At 62.2% G+C, this 22,260-nt stretch carries 22 protein-coding genes; 16 read left to right on the top strand and 6 right to left on the bottom strand.

What is annotated here, in order from left to right; translation table 11 throughout:
* Positions 1–22 precede the first annotated feature (22 nt).
* Positions 23–790, bottom strand: a complete 768-nt coding sequence (locus P8H27_RS07475; RefSeq protein WP_289636440.1) for a hypothetical protein — start codon at positions 788–790, stop codon at positions 23–25.
* Positions 791–875: 85 nt separating this feature from the next.
* On the opposite strand from P8H27_RS07475, the gene P8H27_RS07480 reads away from it, so the two are divergent.
* Both P8H27_RS07480 and P8H27_RS07485 read left to right on the top strand, forming a co-directional pair.
* On the top strand, positions 876–1,496 hold the full coding sequence (locus P8H27_RS07480; RefSeq protein WP_289636442.1) for a 2OG-Fe(II) oxygenase: 621 nt from the start codon (positions 876–878) through the stop codon (positions 1,494–1,496).
* Positions 1,497–1,529: 33 nt separating this feature from the next.
* The gene (locus P8H27_RS07485; protein WP_289636444.1) at positions 1,530–2,021 is read left to right on the top strand and encodes a DUF523 domain-containing protein; all 492 of its coding nucleotides are present in this window, start codon (positions 1,530–1,532) and stop codon (positions 2,019–2,021) included.
* 150 nt (positions 2,022–2,171) lie between these two features.
* Here P8H27_RS07485 and serA read toward each other — a convergent pair whose 3' ends face one another.
* A complete protein-coding gene (gene serA / locus P8H27_RS07490; protein ID WP_289636446.1) occupies positions 2,172–3,401 on the bottom strand; it encodes a phosphoglycerate dehydrogenase in 1,230 nt (409 codons plus the stop codon).
* Between the two features lie 188 nt (positions 3,402–3,589).
* Here serA and P8H27_RS07495 point away from each other — a divergent pair, with 188 nt between their 5' ends.
* The 3 genes from P8H27_RS07495 (at position 3,590) to P8H27_RS07505 (ending at position 6,854) form a co-directional block, all read left to right on the top strand.
* Entirely contained in the window at positions 3,590–4,984 is a 1,395-nt protein-coding gene (locus tag P8H27_RS07495; protein ID WP_289636448.1) for an FAD-binding oxidoreductase, read from the top strand.
* Between the two features lie 190 nt (positions 4,985–5,174).
* Positions 5,175–5,840, top strand: coding sequence for a fumarylacetoacetate hydrolase family protein (locus tag P8H27_RS07500; protein ID WP_289636449.1), 666 nt, complete (start codon positions 5,175–5,177; stop codon positions 5,838–5,840).
* 102 nt (positions 5,841–5,942) lie between these two features.
* Positions 5,943–6,854, top strand: a complete 912-nt coding sequence (locus tag P8H27_RS07505) for an SdiA-regulated domain-containing protein (protein WP_374761339.1) — start codon at positions 5,943–5,945, stop codon at positions 6,852–6,854.
* A gap of 15 nt (positions 6,855–6,869) precedes the next feature.
* On the opposite strand, the gene rpiA is transcribed toward P8H27_RS07505, so the two are convergent.
* A complete protein-coding gene (rpiA, locus tag P8H27_RS07510) occupies positions 6,870–7,544 on the bottom strand; it encodes a ribose-5-phosphate isomerase RpiA (protein WP_289636451.1) in 675 nt (224 codons plus the stop codon).
* Between the two features lie 165 nt (positions 7,545–7,709).
* Between rpiA and ilvA the strand changes: the two genes are divergently transcribed.
* Entirely contained in the window at positions 7,710–9,224 is a 1,515-nt protein-coding gene (ilvA, locus tag P8H27_RS07515; protein ID WP_289636452.1) for a threonine ammonia-lyase, biosynthetic, read from the top strand.
* Positions 9,225–9,254: 30 nt separating this feature from the next.
* Entirely contained in the window at positions 9,255–9,695 is a 441-nt protein-coding gene (locus P8H27_RS07520; protein ID WP_289636454.1) for a DUF2269 family protein, read from the top strand.
* 200 nt (positions 9,696–9,895) lie between these two features.
* Here P8H27_RS07520 and P8H27_RS07525 read toward each other — a convergent pair whose 3' ends face one another.
* The gene (locus tag P8H27_RS07525) at positions 9,896–10,549 is read right to left on the bottom strand and encodes an HAD family phosphatase (protein WP_289636455.1); all 654 of its coding nucleotides are present in this window, start codon (positions 10,547–10,549) and stop codon (positions 9,896–9,898) included.
* A 138-nt stretch (positions 10,550–10,687) separates the two neighbouring features.
* Between P8H27_RS07525 and P8H27_RS07530 the strand changes: the two genes are divergently transcribed.
* Positions 10,688–11,167, top strand: coding sequence for an RNA pyrophosphohydrolase (locus P8H27_RS07530; RefSeq protein ID WP_079203695.1), 480 nt, complete (start codon positions 10,688–10,690; stop codon positions 11,165–11,167).
* A 19-nt stretch (positions 11,168–11,186) separates the two neighbouring features.
* On the top strand, positions 11,187–13,466 hold the full coding sequence (gene ptsP, locus P8H27_RS07535) for a phosphoenolpyruvate--protein phosphotransferase (RefSeq protein WP_289636456.1): 2,280 nt from the start codon (positions 11,187–11,189) through the stop codon (positions 13,464–13,466).
* A 43-nt stretch (positions 13,467–13,509) separates the two neighbouring features.
* Here ptsP and P8H27_RS07540 read toward each other — a convergent pair whose 3' ends face one another.
* Positions 13,510–14,259: an NRDE family protein gene (locus P8H27_RS07540; RefSeq protein WP_289636457.1), complete on the bottom strand. Its 750-nt coding sequence runs from the start codon at positions 14,257–14,259 to the stop codon at positions 13,510–13,512.
* Positions 14,260–14,399: 140 nt separating this feature from the next.
* Here P8H27_RS07540 and P8H27_RS07545 point away from each other — a divergent pair, with 140 nt between their 5' ends.
* The 4 genes from P8H27_RS07545 to P8H27_RS07560 all read left to right on the top strand — a co-directional run bounded on the left by P8H27_RS07545 (position 14,400) and on the right by P8H27_RS07560 (position 17,939).
* Positions 14,400–15,182 (top strand): sulfite exporter TauE/SafE family protein, encoded by a 783-nt coding sequence (locus P8H27_RS07545; RefSeq protein ID WP_289636458.1) that lies wholly within the window; start codon positions 14,400–14,402, stop codon positions 15,180–15,182.
* Between the two features lie 10 nt (positions 15,183–15,192).
* Positions 15,193–15,996, top strand: a complete 804-nt coding sequence (gene lgt, locus P8H27_RS07550) for a prolipoprotein diacylglyceryl transferase (protein WP_289636459.1) — start codon at positions 15,193–15,195, stop codon at positions 15,994–15,996.
* Positions 15,993–16,787 carry a thymidylate synthase gene (locus P8H27_RS07555; RefSeq protein WP_289636461.1) on the top strand — a complete coding sequence of 265 codons (795 nt, stop codon included), beginning with the start codon at positions 15,993–15,995 and terminating at the stop codon, positions 16,785–16,787. The genes lgt and P8H27_RS07555 overlap by 4 nt, the downstream gene beginning before the upstream one ends.
* An 84-nt stretch (positions 16,788–16,871) precedes the next feature.
* Positions 16,872–17,939 (top strand): transporter substrate-binding domain-containing protein, encoded by a 1,068-nt coding sequence (locus tag P8H27_RS07560; protein WP_289636463.1) that lies wholly within the window; start codon positions 16,872–16,874, stop codon positions 17,937–17,939.
* Positions 17,940–18,292: 353 nt separating this feature from the next.
* Here P8H27_RS07560 and P8H27_RS07565 read toward each other — a convergent pair whose 3' ends face one another.
* Positions 18,293–20,092 carry an ATP-dependent endonuclease gene (locus tag P8H27_RS07565; RefSeq protein ID WP_289636465.1) on the bottom strand — a complete coding sequence of 600 codons (1,800 nt, stop codon included), beginning with the start codon at positions 20,090–20,092 and terminating at the stop codon, positions 18,293–18,295.
* Positions 20,093–20,435: 343 nt separating this feature from the next.
* Between P8H27_RS07565 and P8H27_RS07570 the strand changes: the two genes are divergently transcribed.
* The 3 genes from P8H27_RS07570 (at position 20,436) to P8H27_RS07580 (ending at position 22,138) form a co-directional block, all read left to right on the top strand.
* Positions 20,436–20,933 (top strand): hypothetical protein, encoded by a 498-nt coding sequence (locus P8H27_RS07570; protein ID WP_289636467.1) that lies wholly within the window; start codon positions 20,436–20,438, stop codon positions 20,931–20,933.
* A 640-nt stretch (positions 20,934–21,573) separates the two neighbouring features.
* Positions 21,574–21,849, top strand: a complete 276-nt coding sequence (locus tag P8H27_RS07575; protein WP_289636469.1) for a hypothetical protein — start codon at positions 21,574–21,576, stop codon at positions 21,847–21,849.
* A complete protein-coding gene (locus tag P8H27_RS07580) occupies positions 21,842–22,138 on the top strand; it encodes a LasR-specific antiactivator QslA (RefSeq protein WP_289636471.1) in 297 nt (98 codons plus the stop codon). Before P8H27_RS07575 ends, P8H27_RS07580 begins: the two co-directional genes overlap by 8 nt.
* Positions 22,139–22,260: the final 122 nt, after the last annotated feature.

The following is a 22,260-nucleotide window of genomic DNA, read 5'->3' on the forward strand; positions in this document are numbered from 1 at the left end:
GGGCAATCCGCCGCGACGTCCGTCAGATCCCCTGCGGAGCAGGCTCCAGATTGGTGCTGCTCTGGCCCACGGCCAGGCCGGCGCGGATTGCCGCCAGGGCGGCCAGGTAGTAGGCCTGGCCCTCTGGCGACTGGGCGAAGCCGACAAATTCTTCCAGCTCCGGGTCGGACAGTTCGCGGTAGACGTGCAGCAAGGTGTTGTCCAGATCCGTGCCTATCTGTTCCATCAGGCGCTGGCGCTGGCTGTTGAGCAAGCTCTGGGCGCCATCGCCACCGAATAGGCCGGGGAGCATCTGGCTGAGGCTGTCGGCCGCGACACCGGCCAGGGCCAGGCTGACTTCGGCGCCGGCTTCCTTGGCCGGCAACGCCTGGGCCAGGTGGCGGATCAGCAGGCGACGAGTGGCACTGGCGTCGATACGTGGCAAACCCTCGGCATGTTGGGCCAATTGATCGCGGTGGGTGGCGAGCAGTTCGGCGGCGACCACCTTACGCCCCAGTTCAGACTGGAAAAACTGCAGGGCGGGCAGTGGGTCGAGGAGATTCTGTCGCAGGCTCTGCTGCGCGCGGCGATCGATCGCCAGCGGGGCGAAGCGCTGGTTGCTGTTGTTCACCAGCGCCTGATAGACCGCTGGCGGCAGGCTGCTGCGATAGCGCGCCTGTGCGGCGCTCAGGGCGTCGTTGAAGTGCGCGCGCTGCTGCGGCCAGCCAGCTGCCTGATACAACTGGATTTGCGCGTCTGCCAGGCTCGGCAGGCTGAGGAACAACAGCAAAACTATGGATAGGACGCGCATACAGACTCCGGTCTAGCGGGCGACTATTTTCGATGGCTTGGCGGGGCTTGTCGAGGCATAGCCCACAGCTGATAGAATCGCCGGCATGTCTACTTCAACCCATTCTGCACTGTTAGCGCGCATCGTCGACGACCTGGCCGAACACGGCTGGTCGTTGCAGCCGCTGTTCGCTCCACCACTGTTGACCCTCGAATTGGCCGATGAGTGCCGCAAACGTGCCGCGCAAGGCGATCTGACCCCTGCCGGCGTCGGTCGCGGCAGCTCTCAGGAAGTGCGCGAAGGGGTGCGTGGCGATCGCATTCAATGGTTGGACGCGGGCTTCTCGCCGGCCTGCGACCGCTATCTGGGGCTGCTCGACGAGCTGCGGTTGGCGCTCAATCGCGAGCTCTATCTGGGGCTGGAGGATTGCGAGTGCCACTTCGCCCTGTACCCGCCTGGTGCCTTCTACCAGAAGCATGTCGATCGCTTCCGCGACGACGACCGCCGCGCGGTGTCGGCGGTGTTCTATCTCAACCCGGATTGGCAGCCCGAGCAGGGCGGCGCCCTGCGTCTGTATCTGGCCGACGGCACGACCCGCGAGGTACTCCCCGAGGCGGGCAGCCTGCTGGTTTTCCGCTCTGCCGACCTGCCCCATGAAGTGCTGCCGGCCAGCCGCGAGCGCTTGTCGCTGACCGGCTGGTTCCGTCGCCGCGGCGGCATCCTGTAGTTGCGGCAGTGCCCTGAATCGGGCGGAGGAGCCATGCACAAAGTTCTGGTCAGTCGTTGCCTGCTCGGCCAGCGCGTGCGCTACGACGGCGGCGCCCACGGCCCCTTCGCGCTGCTTCAGCGCTGGCAGGCCGAGGGCCGCGTGGTCGCGCTCTGCCCGGAAGTCGCCGGCGGACTGCCGACGCCACGAGCTGCGGCGGAAATCCCCGCTGGCCAGGGCGCGCAGGTGCTCGACGGGCTGGTGCCGGTGGTGACCATCGATGGCGACGACGTCAGCGCGGCCTTTATCGCCGGCGCCGAACAGGCGTTGGCGCTGGTCAGGCAGCACGGCATCCGCTTGGCGCTGCTCAAGGCGCGCAGCCCGTCGTGCGGCAACCGGGAGAACTACGACGGCAGTTTTAGCGGGACGCAAGTCGCCGGTGAAGGCGTGACCGCCGCCGCCTTGCGCCGCGCCGGGGTGCAGGTATTCAGCGAGGAAGAGTTGCCCGCCGCCGAGGCGGCGTTAAGGGGCTTGGAGCAGGTGTAGGGTGTTGCCGGTGGTTGGCTTACGCGGTGCGGGAAAATCGCGGCGTCTGTGGGTAACCGACCGGCGGCGCTGATCCAGCCTAGGTTTGCATCCGTTCTGCGCGGACAAAAAAGGGAAGCCGAAGCTTCCCTTTGCATGGCGCGCCAGCCGTTAGAACAGCACGCGGCTGCGGATGGTGCCGTGGACGTGTTGCAGCTTCTCCAGCGCCAGGTCGGAGTAGTCGGCGTCGACGTCGATCACCACATAGCCGACCTTGTCGTTGGTCTGCAGGAATTGGCCGGAGATGTTGATGTTGTTCTCGGCGAACACCTGGTTGATCTTGCTCATCACGCCCGGCACGTTCTCGTGAATGTGCAACAGGCGATGCTTGCCCGGGTGCGCCGGCAGGGCCACTTCGGGGAAGTTGACCGAGGACACCGAGGTGCCGTTGTCGCTGTACTTGACCAGCTTCTCCGCCACTTCCAGGCCGATATTGGCCTGGGCTTCGGCAGTCGAGCCGCCGATGTGCGGGGTCAGAATCACCCGATCCAGGCCGCGCAGCGGGCTGGCGAACTCTTCGTCGTTGGATTTGGGTTCGACCGGGAACACGTCGATGGCGGCACCGATCAGGTGTTCGTCCTTGATCGCGGCGGCCAGGTGCTCCAGTTCGACCACGGTGCCGCGGGCGGCGTTGATCAGGATGCCGCCTTTCTTCATCGCGCGGATTTCCTTCTCGCCGATCATCCACTGGGTGGACGGCAGCTCCGGCACGTGCAGGGAGACGATGTCGCACAGGCCCAGCAGGTCATGCAGCTTGGCGATCTGGGTGGCGTTGCCCAGCGGCAGCTTGGTCACGGTGTCGTAGAAGAACACCTGCATGCCGAGGGCTTCGGCCAGTACCGAGAGCTGGGTGCCGATCGAGCCGTAGCCGACGATGCCGAGCTTCTTGCCGCGAATCTCGAAGGAGTTGGCCGCGCTCTTGATCCAGCCGCCACGGTGGCAGGAGGCGTTCTTTTCCGGAATGCCGCGCAGCAGCAGGATGGCCTGGGCCAGCACCAGTTCGGCCACCGAGCGGGTGTTCGAGTAGGGCGCGTTGAATACCGCGATGCCGCGTTCACGGGCCGCGTCGAGGTCGACCTGATTGGTGCCGATGCAGAAACAGCCAACCGCCACCAGCTTGCTCGCGCAATCGAAGACCTCGGCGGTCAACTGGGTACGCGAGCGGATGCCGATGAAGTGCGCGTCGGCGATCTTTTCTTTCAGCTCGTCGTCGGACAGTGCGCCCTTGTGGTACTCGATGTTGCTGTAGCCGGCCGCCTTCAGGGTGTCCACGGCATTCTGGTGGACGCCTTCGAGAAGAAGGAACTTGATCTTGCTCTTGTCGAGAGAGGTCTTGCTCATCGGAGTACCTGTTGTCCCACAAAATAGTGTCAGGAGAGGCGTCAGCGGCAGTGCTGACCGAACCCGGCAAATCGGCGCGAGGGGCACGGTTCACGGGATGCGTATGCTAGCATGATCTTCTTTTTCCATGCTCGGTTGCGACCTGAATGGTTCTCAGGGCGACCATGAATCGTTTGAGAGTTCACTTGATGACCACTGCTGCCCTGATCGAAGAGCTGAAGACCCTGGTTGAGCCCGGCAAGGTGCTGACCGATGCCGACTCCCTCAATGCCTATGGCAAGGATTGGACCAAGCATTTCGCCCCGGCCCCCAGCGCCATCGCCTTTCCCAAGAGCATCGAGCAGGTGCAGGCGATCGTCCGTTGGGCCAACCGGCACAAGGTCGCCCTGGTGCCGTCGGGCGGGCGCACCGGGTTGTCGGCCGCTGCCGTCGCCGCCAACGGCGAGGTGGTGGTGGCCTTCGACTACATGAACCAGATTCTCGGGTTCAACCCATTCGACCGCAGCGTGGTCTGTCAGCCGGGGGTGGTGACCAAGCAGTTGCAGCTGTTCGCCGAAGAGCAGGGGCTGTACTACCCGGTGGATTTCGCCTCCAGCGGCTCGAGCCAGCTGGGCGGCAATATCGGCACCAATGCCGGCGGGATCAAGGTGATCCGCTACGGCATGACCCGCAACTGGGTGGCCGGCCTGAAGGTGGTCACCGGCACCGGCGAGCTGCTGGAGCTGAACAAGGATCTGATCAAGAACGCCACCGGCTACGACCTGCGCCAGCTGTTCATCGGCGCCGAAGGCACCCTGGGCTTCGTGGTCGAGGCCACCATGCGCCTCGATCGCGCGCCGCAGAACCTCACCGCGATGGTGCTCGGCGCCGCCGATTTCGATTCGATCATGCCGGTGCTGCACGCCTTCCAGAACAAGCTGGATCTGACCGCGTTCGAGTTCTTCTCCGACAAGGCCCTGGCCAAGGTCATGGGCCGCGGCGACGTGCCGGCGCCGTTCGAGACCGAGTGCCCGTTCTATGCGCTGCTGGAGTTCGAGGCGACCAGCGAGGCGGTGGCCGAGGCGGCCCTGGCCACCTTCGAGCATTGCGTCGAGCAGGGCTGGGTGCTGGATGGGGTGATGAGCCAGAGCGAGCAACAGCTGCAGAACCTGTGGAAGCTGCGCGAGTACATCTCCGAGACTATCAGCCACTGGACTCCGTACAAGAACGACATCTCGGTCACCGTATCGAAAGTGCCGGCCTTCCTCCACGATATCGACGCCATCGTCGCCGAGCACTACCCGGATTTCGAGATCGTCTGGTTCGGCCACATCGGCGACGGCAATCTGCACCTGAACATCCTCAAGCCGGAAAACCTGTCCAAGGACGAATTCTTCGCCAAGTGCGCCACGGTCAACCAGTGGGTGTTCGAAACCGTGCAGAAGTACGACGGCTCGATCAGCGCCGAACATGGCGTGGGCATGACCAAGCGCGATTACCTGCATTACAGCCGCTCGGAAGCCGAGATCGCCTACATGCAGGCGATCAAGGCGGTGTTCGATCCGAACGGCATCATGAACCCCGGCAAGATATTCCCGCTTTGACTGGCACCAATCATCTGTAGCCCGGATAAGCCTGGCGCAATCCGGGACGGCAGCTTCCCGGATTGCGCTGCGCTTATCCGGGCTACGAGATCAGGCCGCGAGAGGCGGGCATGATCGTCCTACAAGGCACACTCTCACAAAGAGCCGCGCAGCGCATTCCCATGTACCGCATTCCCATAAGGAGTCGCCCATGAGTTACCAGCACCAGTATGTCGACGGCACCCACATCCATTTCCCCATGGGCAAGGTGGTGTGCATCGGCCGCAACTATGCCGAACATGCCAAGGAACTGAACAACCCAGTGCCGAGCGAGCCGTTGCTGTTTATCAAGGCCGGCAGCTGCGTGGTGCCGCTGGACGAGGGTTTTGTCATCCCCGACGAGCGTGGTGCGGTGCATTACGAGGCGGAAATTGCCGTGCTGATCGGCAAGCCGTTGTCGCGCACGCCGAATGCCGAAGAGGTGCTGGACGCGATTTCCGGCTTCGCCCCGGCCCTCGACCTGACCCTGCGCGAGCTGCAGGCCGCGCTCAAGGAGAAGGGCTACCCCTGGGAAATCGCCAAGTCGTTCGACGGTGCCTGTGTGCTGGCGCCCTTCGTGCCGGGCGATGCGCTGGAAGACTTGAGCGATATCGGCATTCGCCTGAGCATCAACGGCGAAGTGCGCCAGGACGGCAACAGCCGTGACATGCTCAACCCGATCCTGCCGATGATCCAGCACATCGCCGGCCACTTCAGCCTGCAACCGGGCGACGTGATTCTCACCGGTACGCCGGTGGGGGTCGGGCCGTTGCACAAGGGCGACGAGCTGACGCTTGAGTTGCTCGGCCATTCGCGCTTCGTCAGCCGCGTGCTGTAACGGGCCATGCATTTGCGGGGCGCCTGGAGGCGTCCCTCGCGGTAATCGAACTTCAAGCCTGGTTGCTAGTCTGACGACCACCGCTTTCTTGAGTCGTGCCCGATGCTTGCCCCGCTCTTTCGTTTTATGCGTCCGCGCCGGATGCTGTTGCCGTTGCTGGTCGTTGCCACGGCGTTACTGGTCGACTTCCTGCGTCTGGATGAGCGCGCCTGGTTCTGGTTCAAGGAAGGCCAGCTGAGTGGCGTCGAACAGCAGGCGAGCATCTGGCTGCCGGGCTATCGGGTGGTCGTGCAGGGCAAGTCACTGGCCGGCCTGGAGCAGGACGAAACCTCAGGGCTGACGTACAACCCGGCCAGCGACACCCTGTTCAGCGTGACCGGCAAGCACCCGCAGCTGGTCGAGTTGTCGCTGGCCGGCGATGTGCTGCGGCGTATCCCACTCATCGGTTTCGCCGATCCCGAGGGCGTCGAGGTTCTATCCGGCGGACGCCTGGCGATCATCGACGAACGTCGGCGCAGCCTGACGGTGTTCAGTGTCGACGACCATACGCGGCGCATCGATGCGGAGGATTATCCGGCGTTCGATCTGGGTTTTGCCGATGCCGGCAACAAGGGGTTCGAGGGGATTGCCTGGGACTCGCTCAATCAACGTGTGTTGCTCGGCAAGGAGCGCAGTCCGCTGGGGTTGTTCAGCCTGCCGTTTCCCGGCGAGGACGGGGCGGTCGGGGCGCTGCAGGCCTTGCCCTCGCAGCGCGCGTTCGTGCGTGATATTTCTTCTTTGAGTTTCGACGCGCGCACCGGCCACTCCCTGGTGCTTTCCGACGAGTCGCGGTTGCTGCTGGAGCTGGATGGCCAGGGCCAGCCGGTCAGTTTCATCAGCCTGGTCGGCGGTCTCAACGGGTTGCACCGGAGCATCGAGCAGGCCGAAGGCGTGACCATGGATGCGGCGGGCAATATCTACATCGTCGGCGAGCCCAATCTGCTCTACGTGTTCAAGAAAAAGGCCGGGAGCTGACCCGGCCAGTCCGGTCTATTGGCGCGTCAAGCGCTTGACCCCCGCGGCGGTGCCGAGCAACAGCAGATCGGCCGGACGCGCGGCGAACAGGCCGTTGCAGACCACGCCGACGATATTGTTGATCTGCGCTTCCAGCTCGGCCGGGTTGACGATCGACAGGTTGTGCACGTCGAGGATCTGGTTGCCGTTGTCGGTCAGCACGCCCTCGCGGTACACCGGATCGCCGCCCAGCTTGACCAGTTCGCGGGCGACATGGCTGCGCGCCATCGGAATCACTTCCACCGGCAGCGGGAAGGCGCCGAGCACCGGCACCAGCTTGCTGGCATCGGCGATGCAGATGAAGGTCTTGGCCACGGCCGCGACAATTTTCTCGCGGGTCAGGGCGGCGCCGCCGCCCTTGATCAGGTTGAGGCGCTCGTCGCTTTCATCGGCGCCGTCGACATAGAACTCCAGGTCGCTGACCGCGTTCAGCTCGTAAACCGGGATGCCGTGGCCTCTGAGGCGCGTGGCGGTGGTTTCGGAGCTGGCCACCGCGCCGTCGAACTCGGCCTTGTGTTTGGCCAGGGCATCGATAAAACAGTTGGCCGTGGAGCCGGTGCCGACCCCGACGACGCTCTTGGCGTCGAGCTGGGGGAGGATGAAGTCGACGGCCGCTTGGGCGACTGCTTGCTTGAGTTGATCCTGGTTCATCGCGGTATTTGCGCCTGGGTGGAATCGGAAGGCGCGAATTATAGCGCGCAGCGCGGCAAAGCCTCGCCTGTTCGCGCCAGCAAAACCCCGGACCTCGTATGGTCGTTCGGCGCAAGCCTGGGGTAGACTCGCTGACTCCCTCGAAAAGCCGCCTGCGATAACGCCATGCTCGAACAGTACGTCAAGATGATCCTCACCTCGCGCGTCTACGACGTCGCGGTGGAAACCCCGTTGCAAGCCGCCCACCAGCTGTCCGAGCGTCTGGGCAACCAGATTCTGCTCAAGCGCGAAGACCTGCAGCCGGTGTACTCGTTCAAGATTCGCGGCGCCTACAACAAGTTGGCCCAGCTCTCGGCCGAGGAGCGCGCGCGCGGGGTGGTCACCGCCTCGGCCGGCAACCATGCCCAGGGTCTGGCGCTGGCGGCCAAGGTGCTGGGGGTCAAGGCGACCATCGTGATGCCCAAGACCACCCCGGAGATCAAGGTGCATGGCGTGCGCTCGCGCGGCGGCAAGGTGGTGCTGCATGGCGACAGCTTCCCCGAGGCGCTGGCCTATTCGCTGAAACTGGTGGAAGAGAAGGGCTACATCTATGTCCACCCCTATGACGACCCGCACACCATCGCCGGCCAGGGCACGGTGGCGATGGAGATCCTCCGCCAGCACCCCGGCCAGCTCGACGCCATCTTCGTTCCGGTCGGCGGTGGCGGGCTGATCGCCGGGATCGCCGCCTACGTCAAATACCTGCGTCCGCAGATCAGGATCATCGGCGTCGAGCCGGACGACTCCAACTGCCTGCAGGCCGCCATGGCCGCCGGCGAGCGCGTGGTGCTAAGCCAGGTCGGGCTGTTCGCCGACGGCGTGGCGGTGGCGCAGATCGGCCAGCACACCTTCGGTATCTGCCGCCACCATGTCGACGAGGTGATCACCGTCAGCACCGACGAGATCTGCGCGGCGATCAAGGACATCTACGACGACACCCGCTCGATCACCGAGCCGGCCGGCGCCCTGAGCGTCGCCGGGATCAAGAAGTACGTCGAGCGCGAAGGCTGCAGCGGCCAGGTGCTGGTCGGCATCGACTCGGGCGCCAACGTCAACTTCGACCGCCTGCGCCATGTCGCCGAGCGTGCCGAGCTGGGCGAGAAGCGCGAGGCGATCATCGCCGTGACCATTCCCGAGCAGCCGGGCAGCTTCAAGGCCTTCTGCGAGGCGATCGGCAAACGCCAGATCACCGAGTTCAACTACCGCTACCACAGCGACAAGGACGCGCACATCTTCGTCGGCGTGCAGACCCACCCGGAAAACGACCCGCGCGCGGCGCTGGTGGAGAGCCTGCGCGGCCAGGGCTTCCCGGTGGTGGATCTGACCGATAACGAACTGGCCAAGCTGCACATCCGCCACATGGTCGGCGGCCATGCGGCGCGGGTGCGCGACGAGGTGGTGCTGCGTTTCGAATTCCCCGAGCGGCCGGGCGCCCTGTTCAACTTCCTGCAGAAACTCGGCGGGCGCTGGAACATCTCGATGTTCCACTACCGCAACCACGGCGCCGCCGATGGGCGGGTGGTCGCCGGCCTGCAGGTGCCGGAGGCCGAACGCCACCTGGTAGCCGCGGCGCTGGACGCGATCGGCTATCCGTACTGGGACGAAAGCGACAACCCGGCCTACACCCTCTTTCTTGGTTGAGTCGGCAATCCGACAGGGAATAAAGACGTTATGGAACACTACCTGCTACTGAGGATCGTCCACAGCCTGCCCGGTATCCTCCTGCTGCTCGGTGTGCTGGCCCATGCCCTGATGCTGTGGAAGGCCAGGCGCGGCGGCGATGCGGCCATCCTGCAACGCAAGCTGCGACGTACCCGCATGATCAGCCTGCCGTTGCTGGGCCTGCTGGCGCTGAGCTTGCCGGTCAGTGGCTGGGCACTGGTGGACATGGTCGGTTGGCCGCTGGGGCAGACTTGGTTGCTGCTCGGCAGCATCCTGTTCGCGCTGATGATGCTCTTCGGCCTGTTGCTCGCCGGGCGCCTGGCCGCCTGGCAGGCGCTGGGCGAGGCGCCGGCCACCAGCCGCCTGCTGGTTTTTACCGCCGCCTATGCCGGGCTGATCGTCCTGCTGTTGCTGGCGATCATGGGCCTGATGGGCGCCAAACCGGCCTGACGGGGCAGGCGCTCATGGTTGATGCGCGCTGGACGTAGGAGCGGCCCATGGCCGCGATGCTTCTTGCTGGTGTATGCCCTATCGCGGCCATGGGCCGCTCCTACAATGTTGCAGGCCTTGCGCATAAACATAGAACCTAGAAGGACGTGCCGCCCTGAGGCGGGCCTGTGCTTGGGCAACCTACAAGGGGCAGGTGATTTCTAGCGCAGCGAGATCACCGGCCAGCCGCGCTTTTCGGCTTCGGCGCGCAGGTTCGGGTCGGGGTCGACGGCCACTGGCTGGCTGACTTGCTCCAGCAGGGCCAGGTCGTTCATCGAGTCGCTGTAGAAACAGCTGTCTTCCAGGCTGAAGCCGGTTTGCGCCAGCCAGCGGTTGAGGCGGGTGACCTTGCCTTGCTTGAAGCAGGGCACGTCGGTGGTGCGTCCGGTGTAGCGCCCGCCCGCCATCTCGCATTCGGTGGCCAGCAGGGTGTCGACGCCCAGGCGCGCGGCAATCGGCGCGGTGACGAAGCGATTGGTGGCGGTGATGATCAGCAACTTGTCGCCCGCGCCGCGGTGTTCGGCGAGCAGGGCTTCGCCCTTGCTCAGGATCATCGGTTCGACGCAATCGCGCATGAACTCGCGGTGCCACTGCTCGAGTTGCGCCATCTCGCTGCGGCCGAGGATTTCCAGGCTGAAATTCAGGTAGTCGGTAATGTCCAGGCGACCCGCCAGGTAGTCCTGATAGAAGGCGTCGTTGCGCGCTTTATAGGCGACGCCGTCGAGAATGCCGCGCTCACACAGGTAATCGCCCCAGGCGTGGTCGCTGTCGCCGCCGAGCAGGGTGTTGTCGAGATCGAATAAAGCCAGACGCACAGGGCACCTTTCATCAAAACCTAGAAGGGCAGTCAGAATAACGACTTTTAGACGGCCTGCCCATTCGGGTGCCCGCGTTGCTGCTGTCGCGACCTTTGTGGAACAATGCCGAAACATGCGTTTACGAGGTTGTGCGCCGTGATCGATCCTGATGGTTTTCGCCCCAATGTCGGCATCATTCTGACCAATGATGTCGGCCAGGTGCTCTGGGCGCGTCGGATAAACCAGGACGCCTGGCAGTTCCCGCAAGGCGGGATCAACGACTATGAGTCGCCGGAAGAGGCGCTGTATCGCGAATTGAACGAGGAAGTCGGCCTGGAGCAGCAGGATGTGAAAATTCTCGCCTGCACTCGGGGTTGGTTGAGGTATCGTCTGCCTCAGCGTCTGGTTCGCACCCACAGCCAACCCTTGTGTATCGGCCAGAAACAGAAGTGGTTCCTGTTGCGTCTGACCTCGGACGAACAGCGGGTGCGCATGGATCTGACCGGCAAGCCCGAGTTCGATGGTTGGCGTTGGGTCAGTTACTGGTACCCGCTGGGCCAGGTGGTCACATTCAAGCGCGAGGTCTATCGCCGCGCCCTCAAGGAACTCGCTCCGCGCCTGCTGGCGCGGGACTGATACGGACTAGAGCCGAACCATGCTCAATACGCTGCGCAAGATCGTCCAGGAAGTGAATGCCGCCAAGGATCTCAAAGCGGCTTTGGGCATCATTGTGCTGCGGGTCAAGGAGGCCATGGGCAGCCAGGTCTGCTCGGTCTATCTGCTCGACCCGGAGAGCAATCGCTTCGTGCTGATGGCCACCGACGGCCTGAACAAACGCTCCATCGGCAAGGTCAGCATGGCGCCCAACGAGGGCCTGGTCGGTCTGGTGGGCACCCGCGAGGAGCCGCTCAACCTGGAGAACGCCTCCGAACACCCGCGCTACCGCTACTTTGCCGAAACCGGCGAGGAGCGCTATGCCTCCTTCCTCGGTTCGCCGATCATCCACCACCGCAAGGTGATGGGCGTGCTGGTGATCCAGCAAAAGGAGCGGCGTCAGTTCGACGAGGGCGAAGAAGCCTTTCTGGTGACCATGAGCGCCCAGCTCGCCGGGGTGATTGCGCACGCCGAGGCCACCGGCTCGATCCGCGGCCTGGGCAAGCAGGGCAAGGGCATCCAGGAGGCCAAGTTTGTCGGCGTGCCGGGATCGCCCGGCGCGGCGGTGGGCACGGCCGTGGTGGTGCTGCCGGCGGCCGACCTGGAAGTGGTGCCGGACAAGAGCGTCGATGACATCGGCGCCGAGCTGCTGCTGTTCAACGCCGCCCTGGAAGGTGTGCGCACCGACATGCGCGCGCTGTCGGCGAAGATGGCCAGCCTGTTGCGCCCGGAAGAGCGCGCGCTGTTCGACGTCTACCTGATGATGCTGGAAGACGCCGCCCTGGGTAACGAGGTGGTCAAGGTCATCAAGACCGGGCAGTGGGCCCAGGGCGCCTTGCGTCAGGTGATCAGCGAGCACGTCAATCGCTTCGAGCTGATGGACGATGCCTACCTGCGCGAGCGTGCCTCCGACGTCAAGGATCTCGGCCGGCGTCTGCTCGCCTACCTGCAGCAGGCGCGGCAGCAGACCCTGGTGTATCCCGATAATTGCATCCTGGTCAGCGAGGAACTGTCGCCGGCCATGCTCGGCGAAGTGCCGGAGGGCAAGCTGGTCGGCCTGGTCTCGGTGCAGGGCTCGGGCAACTCGCATGTGGCGATCTTCGCCCGCGCCATGGGCATCCCCACGGTGATGGGGGTGGTCGACCTGCCCTATTCGAAGATCGACGGCATCCAACTGATCGTCGATGGCTACCACGGCGAGGTGTTCACCAACCCCAGCGAGCTGCTGCGCAAGCAGTATGCCGAGGTGGTCGAGGAAGAGCGCCAGCTGACCCAGGGCCTCGACGCCTTGCGCGCCCTGCCGTGCGAGACGCTGGACGGTTACCGCATGCCGCTGTGGGTCAACACCGGCCTGCTGGCCGATGTCAAGCGCGCCCAGGAGCGCGGCGCCGAGGGTGTGGGTCTGTACCGCACCGAAGTGCCGTTCATGATCAAGGAGCGCTTTCCCAGCGAGAAGGAGCAACTGGCCATCTATCGTGAGCAGTTGCAGGCCTTCCACCCGTTACCGGTGACCATGCGCAGCCTGGACGTCGGTGGCGACAAGGCCCTGAGCTATTTCCCGATCAAGGAAGAAAACCCCTTCCTCGGCTGGCGCGGTATCCGCGTGACCCTCGACCACCCGGAAATCTTCCTGGTGCAGACCCGCGCCATGCTCAAGGCCAGCGAAGGCCTGGATAATCTGCGCATCCTGTTGCCGATGATTTCCGGGATTCAGGAGCTGGAAGAAGCGCTGCACCTGATTCACCGCGCCTGGGGCGAGGTGCGCGACGAGGGCGTCGACATCCCGATGCCGCCGGTGGGGGTGATGATCGAAATCCCCGCCGCGGTCTATCAGGTGCGCGAGCTGGCGCGCCAGGTCGACTTCCTCTCGGTCGGCTCCAACGATTTGACCCAGTACCTGCTGGCGGTGGACCGCAACAACCCGCGGGTCGCCGACCTCTACGACTTCCTCCATCCGGCCGTGCTGCAAGCGCTGTGCAAGGTAGTCGAAGGCGCGCATGCCGAAGGCAAGCCGGTGAGCATCTGTGGCGAGATGGCCGGCGATCCGGCGGCGGCGGTGCTGCTGATGGCGATGGGCTTCGACAGCCTGTCGATGAACGCCACCAACTTGCCCAAGGTCAAGTGGCTGCTGCGTCAGGTCAGCCTGGGCAAGGCCAAGGAACTGCTGGGCCAGGTGATGACCATCGACAACCCGCATATGGTCCATAGCACCCTGCAACTGGCCCTGCGCAACCTGGGTCTGGGCCGCATGATCAATCCGGCGTCGGCTATCCAGGCCTGATGCCCGCAGGGGCGGGCGGCTGGGCTGCGCGCCTCAGCCCCGCCTACGGCGCTTCAACCCATTCCTCGCCAAGCGGCACGCCATCTGGGCCGAAGCTGCGCTCGACCAATTGCCGTCGGCCATCGGCATGCATGACCAATACCGTGCTGGCGCGGGTGCCATAGCTACGGGTGGCGATGAAGATACTGGAAAGCAGGCGCTCGGTATTCAAGCCTATGCCGGTGTCGGGGAGGCGAGCGTCCTCGACTTGCTGGCCATCGTGGAGCAAATCCAGCAGGGACGATATCTGTGGCGTGATCAGGCATTCGCTGAGCAACGCCTTGGCTTTCTCCACCTTGGGCCAGGGGGTGTCCAGTTCGGCATTCGACAGGCCGTAGATGCCCGCCGTCAGTTGCTCGGGCTCGCCGCGCTGCGAATTCAGCAGCCAGAGCTGCTCGCGGTCGCCGAGCAATAGGTTGAAGCCCGAGTAGTCCCCGGCGCGTTGCGCCAGGTCGCGTAAAAACGCTTGCGGGCCAAGCGGGCCGCTCAAGTACTGTATGGGCAGCTCGCCCCTGGAGCGGCCGCGCGGCGGTTGGCGCGGGTCGCGGATATTGGTCAGCGCGGCGAAACGCCCCTGGGGGCCAATCCCCAGCCAGGTGCCGCCCGCTTGCTGGTCGCGCCCGGCGATGAGGCCGGGCACGTCTGGCCACTCAGCCAGCGGCAGGCTGGGGCGGTCATAGAACTCGTCACGGTTGGCGGCCAACAGCAAGGGCAACGGCTGGCCGGGACGCCAGGCGAAAACGATCAAGCACATGGAGCCCCCTTGGGGAGTCGAAAGTTTGCAGCGCTAAGCTTGTAACGCCAGCGCCCCATTGTGCAACCGTCAATTGCCGCTTAACGCTTCCCGCCCATGTCTGTGCCGATTACCATTGCGCTTTGTTTGCGGGGGTGTCGATGGAACTGCTGCTGTATTTAGTGCTGGGCGCCGCTGCCGGCGTGCTGGCCGGGCTGTTTGGCGTCGGTGGCGGAATCATCATCGTCCCCGTGCTGGTATTCAGCTTCGCCGCCCAGGGCTTCGATGCGGCCGTGCTGACTCATCTGGCGGTGGGGACGTCGTTGGCGACCATCGTCTTCACCTCGATCAACTCGGTACTGGAACACCATCGTCGGGGCGCGGTGCGCTGGCCGATCTTCGTCTGGATGACCCTGGGCATTCTGCTTGGCGCGGCCTTGGGCGCCATGACCGCGGCCGCGATCCAGGGGCCGTTGCTGCAGAAAATCATCGGCGTGTTCGCCATCGTCATCGCCCTGCAGATGGCCCTGGATCTGCGGCCCAAGGCCAGCAGTTCGGTGCCGGGAAAACTGGGCTTGAGCGGCGCCGGCGTAGTGATCGGCTGGGCCTCGGCGATTTTCGGCATCGGCGGCGGCTCGCTCAACGTGCCCTTCCTGACCTGGCGCAGCGTGCCCATGCAGCAGGCGGTGGCGACCTCCTCGGCCTGCGGCCTGCCGATTGCCGTGGCCGGCGCGCTGACCTTCATGTGGCTGGGCTGGGACAGCCCGCAACTACCGGACTGGAGCCTGGGTTTCGTCTACCTGCCGGCGATGGCCGGGATTGCCTTCACCAGCATGTTCTTCGCCCGTTTCGGCGCACGCCTGGCGCATCGTCTGTCGCCACGCCTGCTCAAGCGTCTGTTCGCCTTGCTGCTGTTTAGCGTGGGCCTGAGTTTTTTGATTTGAGGAGTTGTTGATGCTGGCTTACCCGCAGATCGACCCGGTGGCGATTGCCCTGGGGCCGCTGAAAATTCACTGGTACGGCCTAATGTACCTGGTCGGCATCGGCGGTGCCTGGTGGCTGGCGTCGCGCCGGTTGCACAGCTTCGCGCCGAACTGGAACAAGGAAAAGCTCTCCGATCTGGTGTTCTGGGTGGCCATGGGGGTGATCCTCGGCGGCCGGCTGGGCTATGTGCTGTTCTACGACCTAGCCGCCTATATCGCCGAACCCGTGCGCATGCTGCGTATCTGGGAGGGCGGCATGTCCTTTCACGGCGGCTTTATCGGCGTGATGCTGGCGAGCTGGTGGTTTGGCAAGCGCAACGGTAAGAGCTTCTTCCAACTGATGGACTTCATCGCGCCGCTGGTGCCGATTGGCCTGGGGGCCGGGCGTATCGGCAACTTCATCAACGCCGAACTCTGGGGCAAGGCCAGCGACCTGCCCTGGGCCATGGTCTTCCCTACCGACCCTGCACAGCTGGCGCGGCATCCCTCGCAGCTCTACCAGTTCGCCCTGGAGGGCGTGGCGCTGTTCGCCATCCTCTGGTTCTACTCGCGCAAACCGCGGCCGACCATGGCGGTGTCGGGCATGTTCGCCCTGAGCTACGGCATCTTCCGCTTTATCGTCGAGTTCGTGCGGGTGCCGGATGCCCAACTCGGCTACCTGGCCGGCGGCTGGCTGACCATGGGCCAGGTGCTCAGTCTGCCGATGATCCTTCTCGGGGTGTTTTTGATCTGGCTCGCCTACCACCGCCAGACCGCCCAAGGAGCCAGCCGATGAAACAGTACCTCGAGCTGATGCGCCTGGTGCGCGAGACCGGCACCTTCAAGAGCGACCGCACCGGCACCGGCACCTACAGCCTGTTCGCCCAGCAGATGCGCTTCGACCTGGCCGAGGGGTTTCCCCTGGTCACCACCAAGAAGTGCCACCTCAAATCGATCATCCACGAGCTGCTGTGGTTCCTTGCGGGCGACACCAACATCCAGTATCTGAAGGACAACGGCGTGCGCATCTGGGACGAGTGGGCCGACGAAAACGGCGACCTCGGCCCGGTCTACGGCTACCAGTGGCGCAACTGGCCGGCGCCGAACGGCCAGTCGATCGACCAGATCAGCCAACTGATCGAGATGCTCAAGACCAATCCGGATTCGCGCCGCCTGATCGTCTCCGCCTGGAACCCGGCGCTGGTCGAGCAGATGGCCCTGCCGCCGTGCCATGCGCTGTTCCAGTTCTACGTCGCCGACGGCAAGCTGAGCTGCCAGCTGTACCAGCGCTCGGCCGACATCTTCCTCGGCGTGCCCTTCAACATCGCCAGCTACGCGCTGCTGACCCTGATGGTCGCCCAGGTCACAGGCCTCGAGCCAGGTGAGTTCATCTGGACCGGCGGCGACTGCCACCTGTACGCCAACCACCTCGAACAGGCCGACCTGCAACTCACCCGCGAACCGCTGCCGCTGCCGACCATGCAGCTCAATCCGGCAGTGAAGGACATCTTCGCCTTCAAATTCGAGGACTTCGAGCTGCTCGGTTACCAGGCCCATCCGCATATCAGCGCGCCGGTCGCGGTCTAGCAGGCTCTGGCCGGCAACCGGGCCGCAAGCGTTGCCGGTAGTTTTGTTACCCTGACGCTTTGCCGGTTGGGGAGGAGTCTGTTTGTGCCTAGGATTTTGATCATTCTGCTGCTGTGTCTGCTGGGTTTACCCGCCGCCGCGCAGGAGTCGAGCGCGCCGGTCTTGCGGGTGGGCATCAACGAGGTGCCGCCGTTCGTCATCCGCGAGCCGGATGGCAGCTGGCGCGGCATCAGCATCGATCTGTGGAGGGCGGTCGCCGAGCAGTCGGGCTATCGCTACGAGCTGCTGCCGATGCCCTTCGAACGCCTGTTGCCGAGCCTGGCCGACGATCAACTGGATGTGGTGGTCGGCGCCCTGACCATGACCGCCGAGCGCGAGGAGCGCTTCGACTTCACTCATCCGTTCTATCGCACCGGCCTGGCCATCGGCGTGCCGCGGGGCGGCGATGGCAGCGGCTGGGCGGCGGTCAAGGGGTTGCTGTCCTGGCAGTTCGTCAGCCTGATCCTCGGCCTGGCGGTGTTGCTGCTGGTCGTTGGCGGCCTGCTCTGGCTGTTCGAGCGGCGGCGCAACCAGGAGCAGTTCGGCGGCACCCCGGTGCAGGGCTTGGGCTCCAGCTTCTGGTGGGCGGCGGTGACCATGACCACGGTCGGCTACGGCGACAAGGCGCCGGTGACCCTGGGCGGGCGGCTGATTGGCCTGGTGTGGATGTTCGCCGGTCTGATCATGGTTTCGACCTTCACCGCTGCGGTGACCAGCGCGCTCACGGTGGGCAACCTGCAGGGCGGCATCCAAGGGGCCGAGGATCTGCGGCGTGCTCATGTGGCGACTATCGATGGCACCATCAGCGCGCGTTATCTGGACAGCCAGCGCATCCGCCGTAGCGACTACCCCGGCCTGCTCGAAGCGATGCGCGCGGTGCAGCAGGGCGAGGCCGATGCCGTGGTCTACGACCTGCCGATCCTGCAGTACCGCAATGGCGAGCTGGGCCAGGGTGGCTTGCGCATGCTGCCCGGCACCTTCGAGAACCAGTCCTACGCCTTCGCCCTGGCCAACGGCAGCCCCTACCGCGAGCGGCTCAGCCAGGAAGTGCTGCGCATAACGAACGGCGCTGACTGGAACAAGGTGCTGGAGCTGTACCTGGGCAGACCCTGAGAGGGCGTGAAAAACTCTCGCCGACGGCGACCGTCCCCGGGCAGCCCGCTGCTGGCAATGCGCTACGCAAAAAACGGGAGCACTTCAGCTCAGCAAACGCCCCCGTTTTTTGCGTGGCGCGTCTTGCCGTGACTCGAATAACCAAGTGCGCTGTGCGTTTGGCTCGGATTGTTCGTAGCTGGGTGGTTTCAGGCGTTTACGGTTGCGGGCTGCAATCGGCCAAAAGCTGCCAATTGCAGAAGCTGGTGGACAAGTAAACGTTGACCACCCTACAGAGACTTAAACTCACGGTGGAAAACCGCGAAACGTTATCCACCAATGGTCATCCTGGCCACATTGCTTTTTAAGCTTTATCACACATAAAGCTTTTCGCCCTGTTGAGTGAGAGATTTTTCACAGATTTTCAAAATCGGAAGCCATCGATCAGACCATTCATCAAAGTTTGTAGAACTCAACTTTCCGACAAACCAATTGAAAAATTGCTCTTTATTTCCATCCTTAATTTTGAACGGCAAAATCTTTTCCTGCGCATCTTCCGCATATTCTTCAAACCAGTTCGGATGATCAAAATGGATCTGCCTAATCCAGTCGTCAGGCAAAAGCCCCTCTATCGCAAAACGATCTCTGACAATTGCGAACTCGACATTGCTATGAAATGCGACGTTCTTTTTACCAAAAAAACCTTGAAGATCTCTTCTTGCTCGATCGCCGGCATCGTCACCGTCAAGTAAAGTTATTGATGCACGCTCTGTGCTAACAAACTCGAAGGTTGCACGTAAGAAACCCTCTAGGCCTTTTACGCCGCCGTAATCATGAACGCTGAAGTCTCCTGACGTTAATGTAGGGAATTGCGGAGCCAGAGAGTCGGAAGCACGAAGCTTATCAATCACATGCTCAATGTACTTTCTATCGGTTTGCCCTTCAACCAATACATTATATTTGGAGAAATTATAGTAGTCCGAGAATTTCACCCCTAAGGAGCTTCGAATCTTTTTTGTGGCCTCATGATAGGTTTGGAATTTACTGGATTTGGTCCAGCCATGTTCAAGATCAACCCCTAGGACCTTTGATGGATCCTGAGGTACAAACCCTAAAGAATGGGTAGTCAAGACCACTTGAGACTCACTTGAGAGGGATTTCAGTAAACTTAGACACTGTGAAGCCAATTCTGGATGCAAATAGGATTCCGGTTCTTCCAGAAGCCAGATGGAGAGCTTTCCGTCGCCTTTCTCTTGCCTTGCAATCCAACAAAAGCTTGCCAGCAACACTGCAGATTGAATGCCCATGCCTTTCTGAAAGACACTTGTAGTATTGGTGTCCTTCAAATTGAACCCAAGATTTCGAAAAAAATCGTCTGGCTCCGTTGGGAGTTCAAAAGAAGCTTTAAATCCGTCCAGTCCACCATTCTTTAAGAAGCCGTTGATCTCATTAGACGCCCCGGCCAAGGCTTGATTCAATGCAGTAAAATGAGGGTCGAGAACTTTGTGCATTTTTCTGAAAAGATATGGCATCACCAAGCTTCGATAAAGATCGCTTGTACTCTTCTCTGAAGGAATGTAGTGAATAGAAAATTTCCCTAGCACATAGTCGAAAAGCCTTCGCTCCAATCTCGAGTAGGCAACACCATCACTCCCCTTGGGTCTTTTGGAGTTCGGGAAAACCCTATAAACAGGGTTCGAGTTTGGGGAGAATGTTAAGTAGAGTGTAATCTCCTCCTCAGAGCCGGCAGTTATTTCTAGCGCCGCCCGAACTTGACTAGTTATTTCGACTAGATCTGCGTCACCGGCTGAGTTTATATCAGCTATAGTTATCTGTATGTTTGTTCTAAGCGAGCTTTCACCTTTGCAAATGTCACTCTGAAAATCATACTTCAAATCATTCTCGTAACCTGTAAAAAACAGATGGATCGCTCTGAGAGTATTGGTTTTCCCGGAGTTATTCGGCCCTACCAATGTAACCATGTTTTCAAGGTCAAAATTCAACTCGTCCTTGATTGTTCGATATCCACGAACGCTAATATTCTTGATTTTCAATTTTACCCTCGATGAAATTGGCGAGTGTGCTCTAATTTTTGTCTGTGCGATAAGGCTCCAAATAGAAAATTGAAGCTCATCTTTCTTAAACTGAACGGCAATCGGGATTACCAAAATCATACAAGAAAATGCTCTACTACGTCTCTGACGCCCCTGTCGATCGTACCCTGAACCCATATCGTGAACTTTTCAACTAGGAAGGGCGACCGCGGAACCTGGCTCGACTTTGCCAAATTCGATCAAAATTAAACGACAATCGGGGCAGTCCACGATATTGATACTGCCGAGCGTCATCTCTGGGTCGACTCTGCCTGTCGTGACTGATCGCTCCTGGCCGAAAACGGACATTTAGACCAGGAAAAATCTTCTTTGGCCGACGAACCAAGCCAAGACATTGAATACAATGTGCGCCCGATTACCCTGGGCCATGAATATGGCTGCATCGAACAAGGAACTCGCCTCCATGGCCTCCGCAGATAAACAGCAAAAACGCGCCCAGCGGGCCAAAGCCAAGGCCAAGCAGAACCGTTCGGGCAAGTCCAAGGCCAATGTCGTACATCCGCTGCTGGCCAATCCGCTGATCAACGAGCCGTTCGATGATGTCGAAATCGACCTGAGCACCTTCGACTTCAAGGACATCGAAGAGAACGGTTTCGACCCGGCCGACTTCGACGATCTGTTCCAGGCGATGAAAGTCGGCGAAGGCATCAGCCTGCTAGCGATGTGCCTGGTGTTCCTGCAATACCCGGTGTTGGAGCTGGTGGTCGCTGAGGAAGCGGAAGACGCGGCCACCGACTTCATGATGGGCCTGCTGATCACCTATCGCGGGATCTTCCACGATGAAGACGAAGACACGGCAGTGGATTGGATTGGCGGCGACGCCTTTCTGAATGCCTACAACGAAGCGTCGATGATCTTGCAGAAGAAAAACGCTCGCGGCACCCCAGGTGCCCGCGTTTAGCCGCGCGCCGAGCAGCCATTGTCGGCAAGCCCATTCGGCCGGTGTCCGGATCGGCCGGGAGCAGTCATTGCGCTTAATCTGGCCGATGACTGCACCTGGCCGATCTGAGCCAGTCGTAAAGGCTTCCAAAGTGGACATCCACAGTGCCGCCCCTACATCTGGCAGAGCGGTCTGCTAGTCGGTGCCCGCCTGTAGGCCATAGCGACACTGGTTGAGTTTGATCGACGGTGGCCGCAGTTGCGCTCTTCCTGTGGCGAGTGGTCATGATCCTTTGAACTTGCCCATCGCTCCGTGTCGGGCTAGAGTGCGTCCGTCACGGTCAATCCCGTGGCCGGGTGTAGGAGCCCGACATTCACGAAGGCGCGGTAGCGCCATAGCCGAGAGCAGGCGCTTTTTTTGTGCCTGCTGTTTTCTCGCGCAGTTATGGCGGGCCGTGCGAGGCAGGCTTCGGCCTGGCCGGCGTCCTTCGTGGCCGGTTTCCTACCCTTGCACGGTCCGCCACCCATACCCGTAGGAAGGTTGGATGGCGGCTCCTTAAATACGCGAAGGAGCATAAGGAAAATGCGCTACCCCCCTTTTACCCAAGGGCTCCGCCTTGGGCTGTTCGTCTTGTCGTTTACCTCCAGCATGGAGGTGCGCCATGACTAGATCCAACCCCGTTGTTATCCCCTTCCCGAAACGCTTTAAGCCGCTCGATTGCCTGGATGATCCTGTCTGCTATTTCCAGGCAGCGGCCGAGTTGCGGGTGGCGATGCTGCACAAGCTGTTCAACATTCTGGCTCGCTCGGGGGTGGCTGCACCGGCCGCAACGGAGTTGCACGAGCTCTGCCAGAATGCCCGCGAGCTGCTCAACGATGTGGTGGTGCTGTACCGCAGTTCGTTGGCACAGGCACAGGGGAGGGCTGGCGATGAGTAAGCCCTGTACCAGTTTCCTGCCCAGCCATGACGGCCAGAGCGGCGCGGTGATCGAGTGGCCGTGGGATTGCCAGCAGGCCTTCGACAAGGGCGTGATCTGCGCCCAGGCCTGGTTGAGCAACGACGACACCGGCTGGCTGTGGGCCAACCTGATCATCGAGCGCGACGTGCTGCCCGGCGGGCTGCAACGTCGGGCCTTCGAGGTCGGTTTCCTCAGCCGGGTGCACCAGCGTTTGTGTTCGCCGTTCGGCGGCAATCACCAGGCCAGGAAAACCTGTTTGAGCCTTTGAACCTAGGGCGCTACTCGCCGCAGGCAGTACGCCGACGCTTGGCGGGCTGCGGCGAGGCCGCTCTATCTAAAGCTGCGCAAGTTCTTGCGCAGTCGATGGTTTTAGATGCGAATCAGCGCATT

The organism is Pseudomonas sp. sp1636 (assembly GCF_030376615.1).
Classification (GTDB): domain Bacteria; phylum Pseudomonadota; class Gammaproteobacteria; order Pseudomonadales; family Pseudomonadaceae; genus Aquipseudomonas.

What these genes read in the sequence shown, in the direction of transcription:
- P8H27_RS07545 (WP_289636458.1), top strand. Translation starts at nt 14,400, where the DNA reads ATGGAACTGCTGCTGTATTTAGTGCTGGGCGCCGCTGCCGGCGTGCTG.
- P8H27_RS07575 (WP_289636469.1), top strand. Translation starts at nt 21,574, where the DNA reads ATGACTAGATCCAACCCCGTTGTTATCCCCTTCCCGAAACGCTTTAAG.
- rpiA (WP_289636451.1), bottom strand. Translation starts at nt 7,544, where the DNA reads ATGAACCAGGATCAACTCAAGCAAGCAGTCGCCCAAGCGGCCGTCGAC.
- P8H27_RS07540 (WP_289636457.1), bottom strand. Translation starts at nt 14,259, where the DNA reads ATGTGCTTGATCGTTTTCGCCTGGCGTCCCGGCCAGCCGTTGCCCTTG.
- P8H27_RS07570 (WP_289636467.1), top strand. Translation starts at nt 20,436, where the DNA reads ATGGCCTCCGCAGATAAACAGCAAAAACGCGCCCAGCGGGCCAAAGCC.
- P8H27_RS07495 (WP_289636448.1), top strand. Translation starts at nt 3,590, where the DNA reads ATGACCACTGCTGCCCTGATCGAAGAGCTGAAGACCCTGGTTGAGCCC.
- P8H27_RS07565 (WP_289636465.1), bottom strand. Translation starts at nt 20,092, where the DNA reads ATGATTTTGGTAATCCCGATTGCCGTTCAGTTTAAGAAAGATGAGCTT.
- P8H27_RS07500 (WP_289636449.1), top strand. Translation starts at nt 5,175, where the DNA reads ATGAGTTACCAGCACCAGTATGTCGACGGCACCCACATCCATTTCCCC.
- P8H27_RS07480 (WP_289636442.1), top strand. Translation starts at nt 876, where the DNA reads ATGTCTACTTCAACCCATTCTGCACTGTTAGCGCGCATCGTCGACGAC.
- P8H27_RS07580 (WP_289636471.1), top strand. Translation starts at nt 21,842, where the DNA reads ATGAGTAAGCCCTGTACCAGTTTCCTGCCCAGCCATGACGGCCAGAGC.
- ptsP (WP_289636456.1), top strand. Translation starts at nt 11,187, where the DNA reads ATGCTCAATACGCTGCGCAAGATCGTCCAGGAAGTGAATGCCGCCAAG.
- ilvA (WP_289636452.1), top strand. Translation starts at nt 7,710, where the DNA reads ATGCTCGAACAGTACGTCAAGATGATCCTCACCTCGCGCGTCTACGAC.
- P8H27_RS07485 (WP_289636444.1), top strand. Translation starts at nt 1,530, where the DNA reads ATGCACAAAGTTCTGGTCAGTCGTTGCCTGCTCGGCCAGCGCGTGCGC.
- P8H27_RS07520 (WP_289636454.1), top strand. Translation starts at nt 9,255, where the DNA reads ATGGAACACTACCTGCTACTGAGGATCGTCCACAGCCTGCCCGGTATC.
- P8H27_RS07505 (WP_374761339.1), top strand. Translation starts at nt 5,943, where the DNA reads ATGCTTGCCCCGCTCTTTCGTTTTATGCGTCCGCGCCGGATGCTGTTG.
- P8H27_RS07475 (WP_289636440.1), bottom strand. Translation starts at nt 790, where the DNA reads ATGCGCGTCCTATCCATAGTTTTGCTGTTGTTCCTCAGCCTGCCGAGC.
- serA (WP_289636446.1), bottom strand. Translation starts at nt 3,401, where the DNA reads ATGAGCAAGACCTCTCTCGACAAGAGCAAGATCAAGTTCCTTCTTCTC.
- lgt (WP_289636459.1), top strand. Translation starts at nt 15,193, where the DNA reads ATGCTGGCTTACCCGCAGATCGACCCGGTGGCGATTGCCCTGGGGCCG.
- P8H27_RS07555 (WP_289636461.1), top strand. Translation starts at nt 15,993, where the DNA reads ATGAAACAGTACCTCGAGCTGATGCGCCTGGTGCGCGAGACCGGCACC.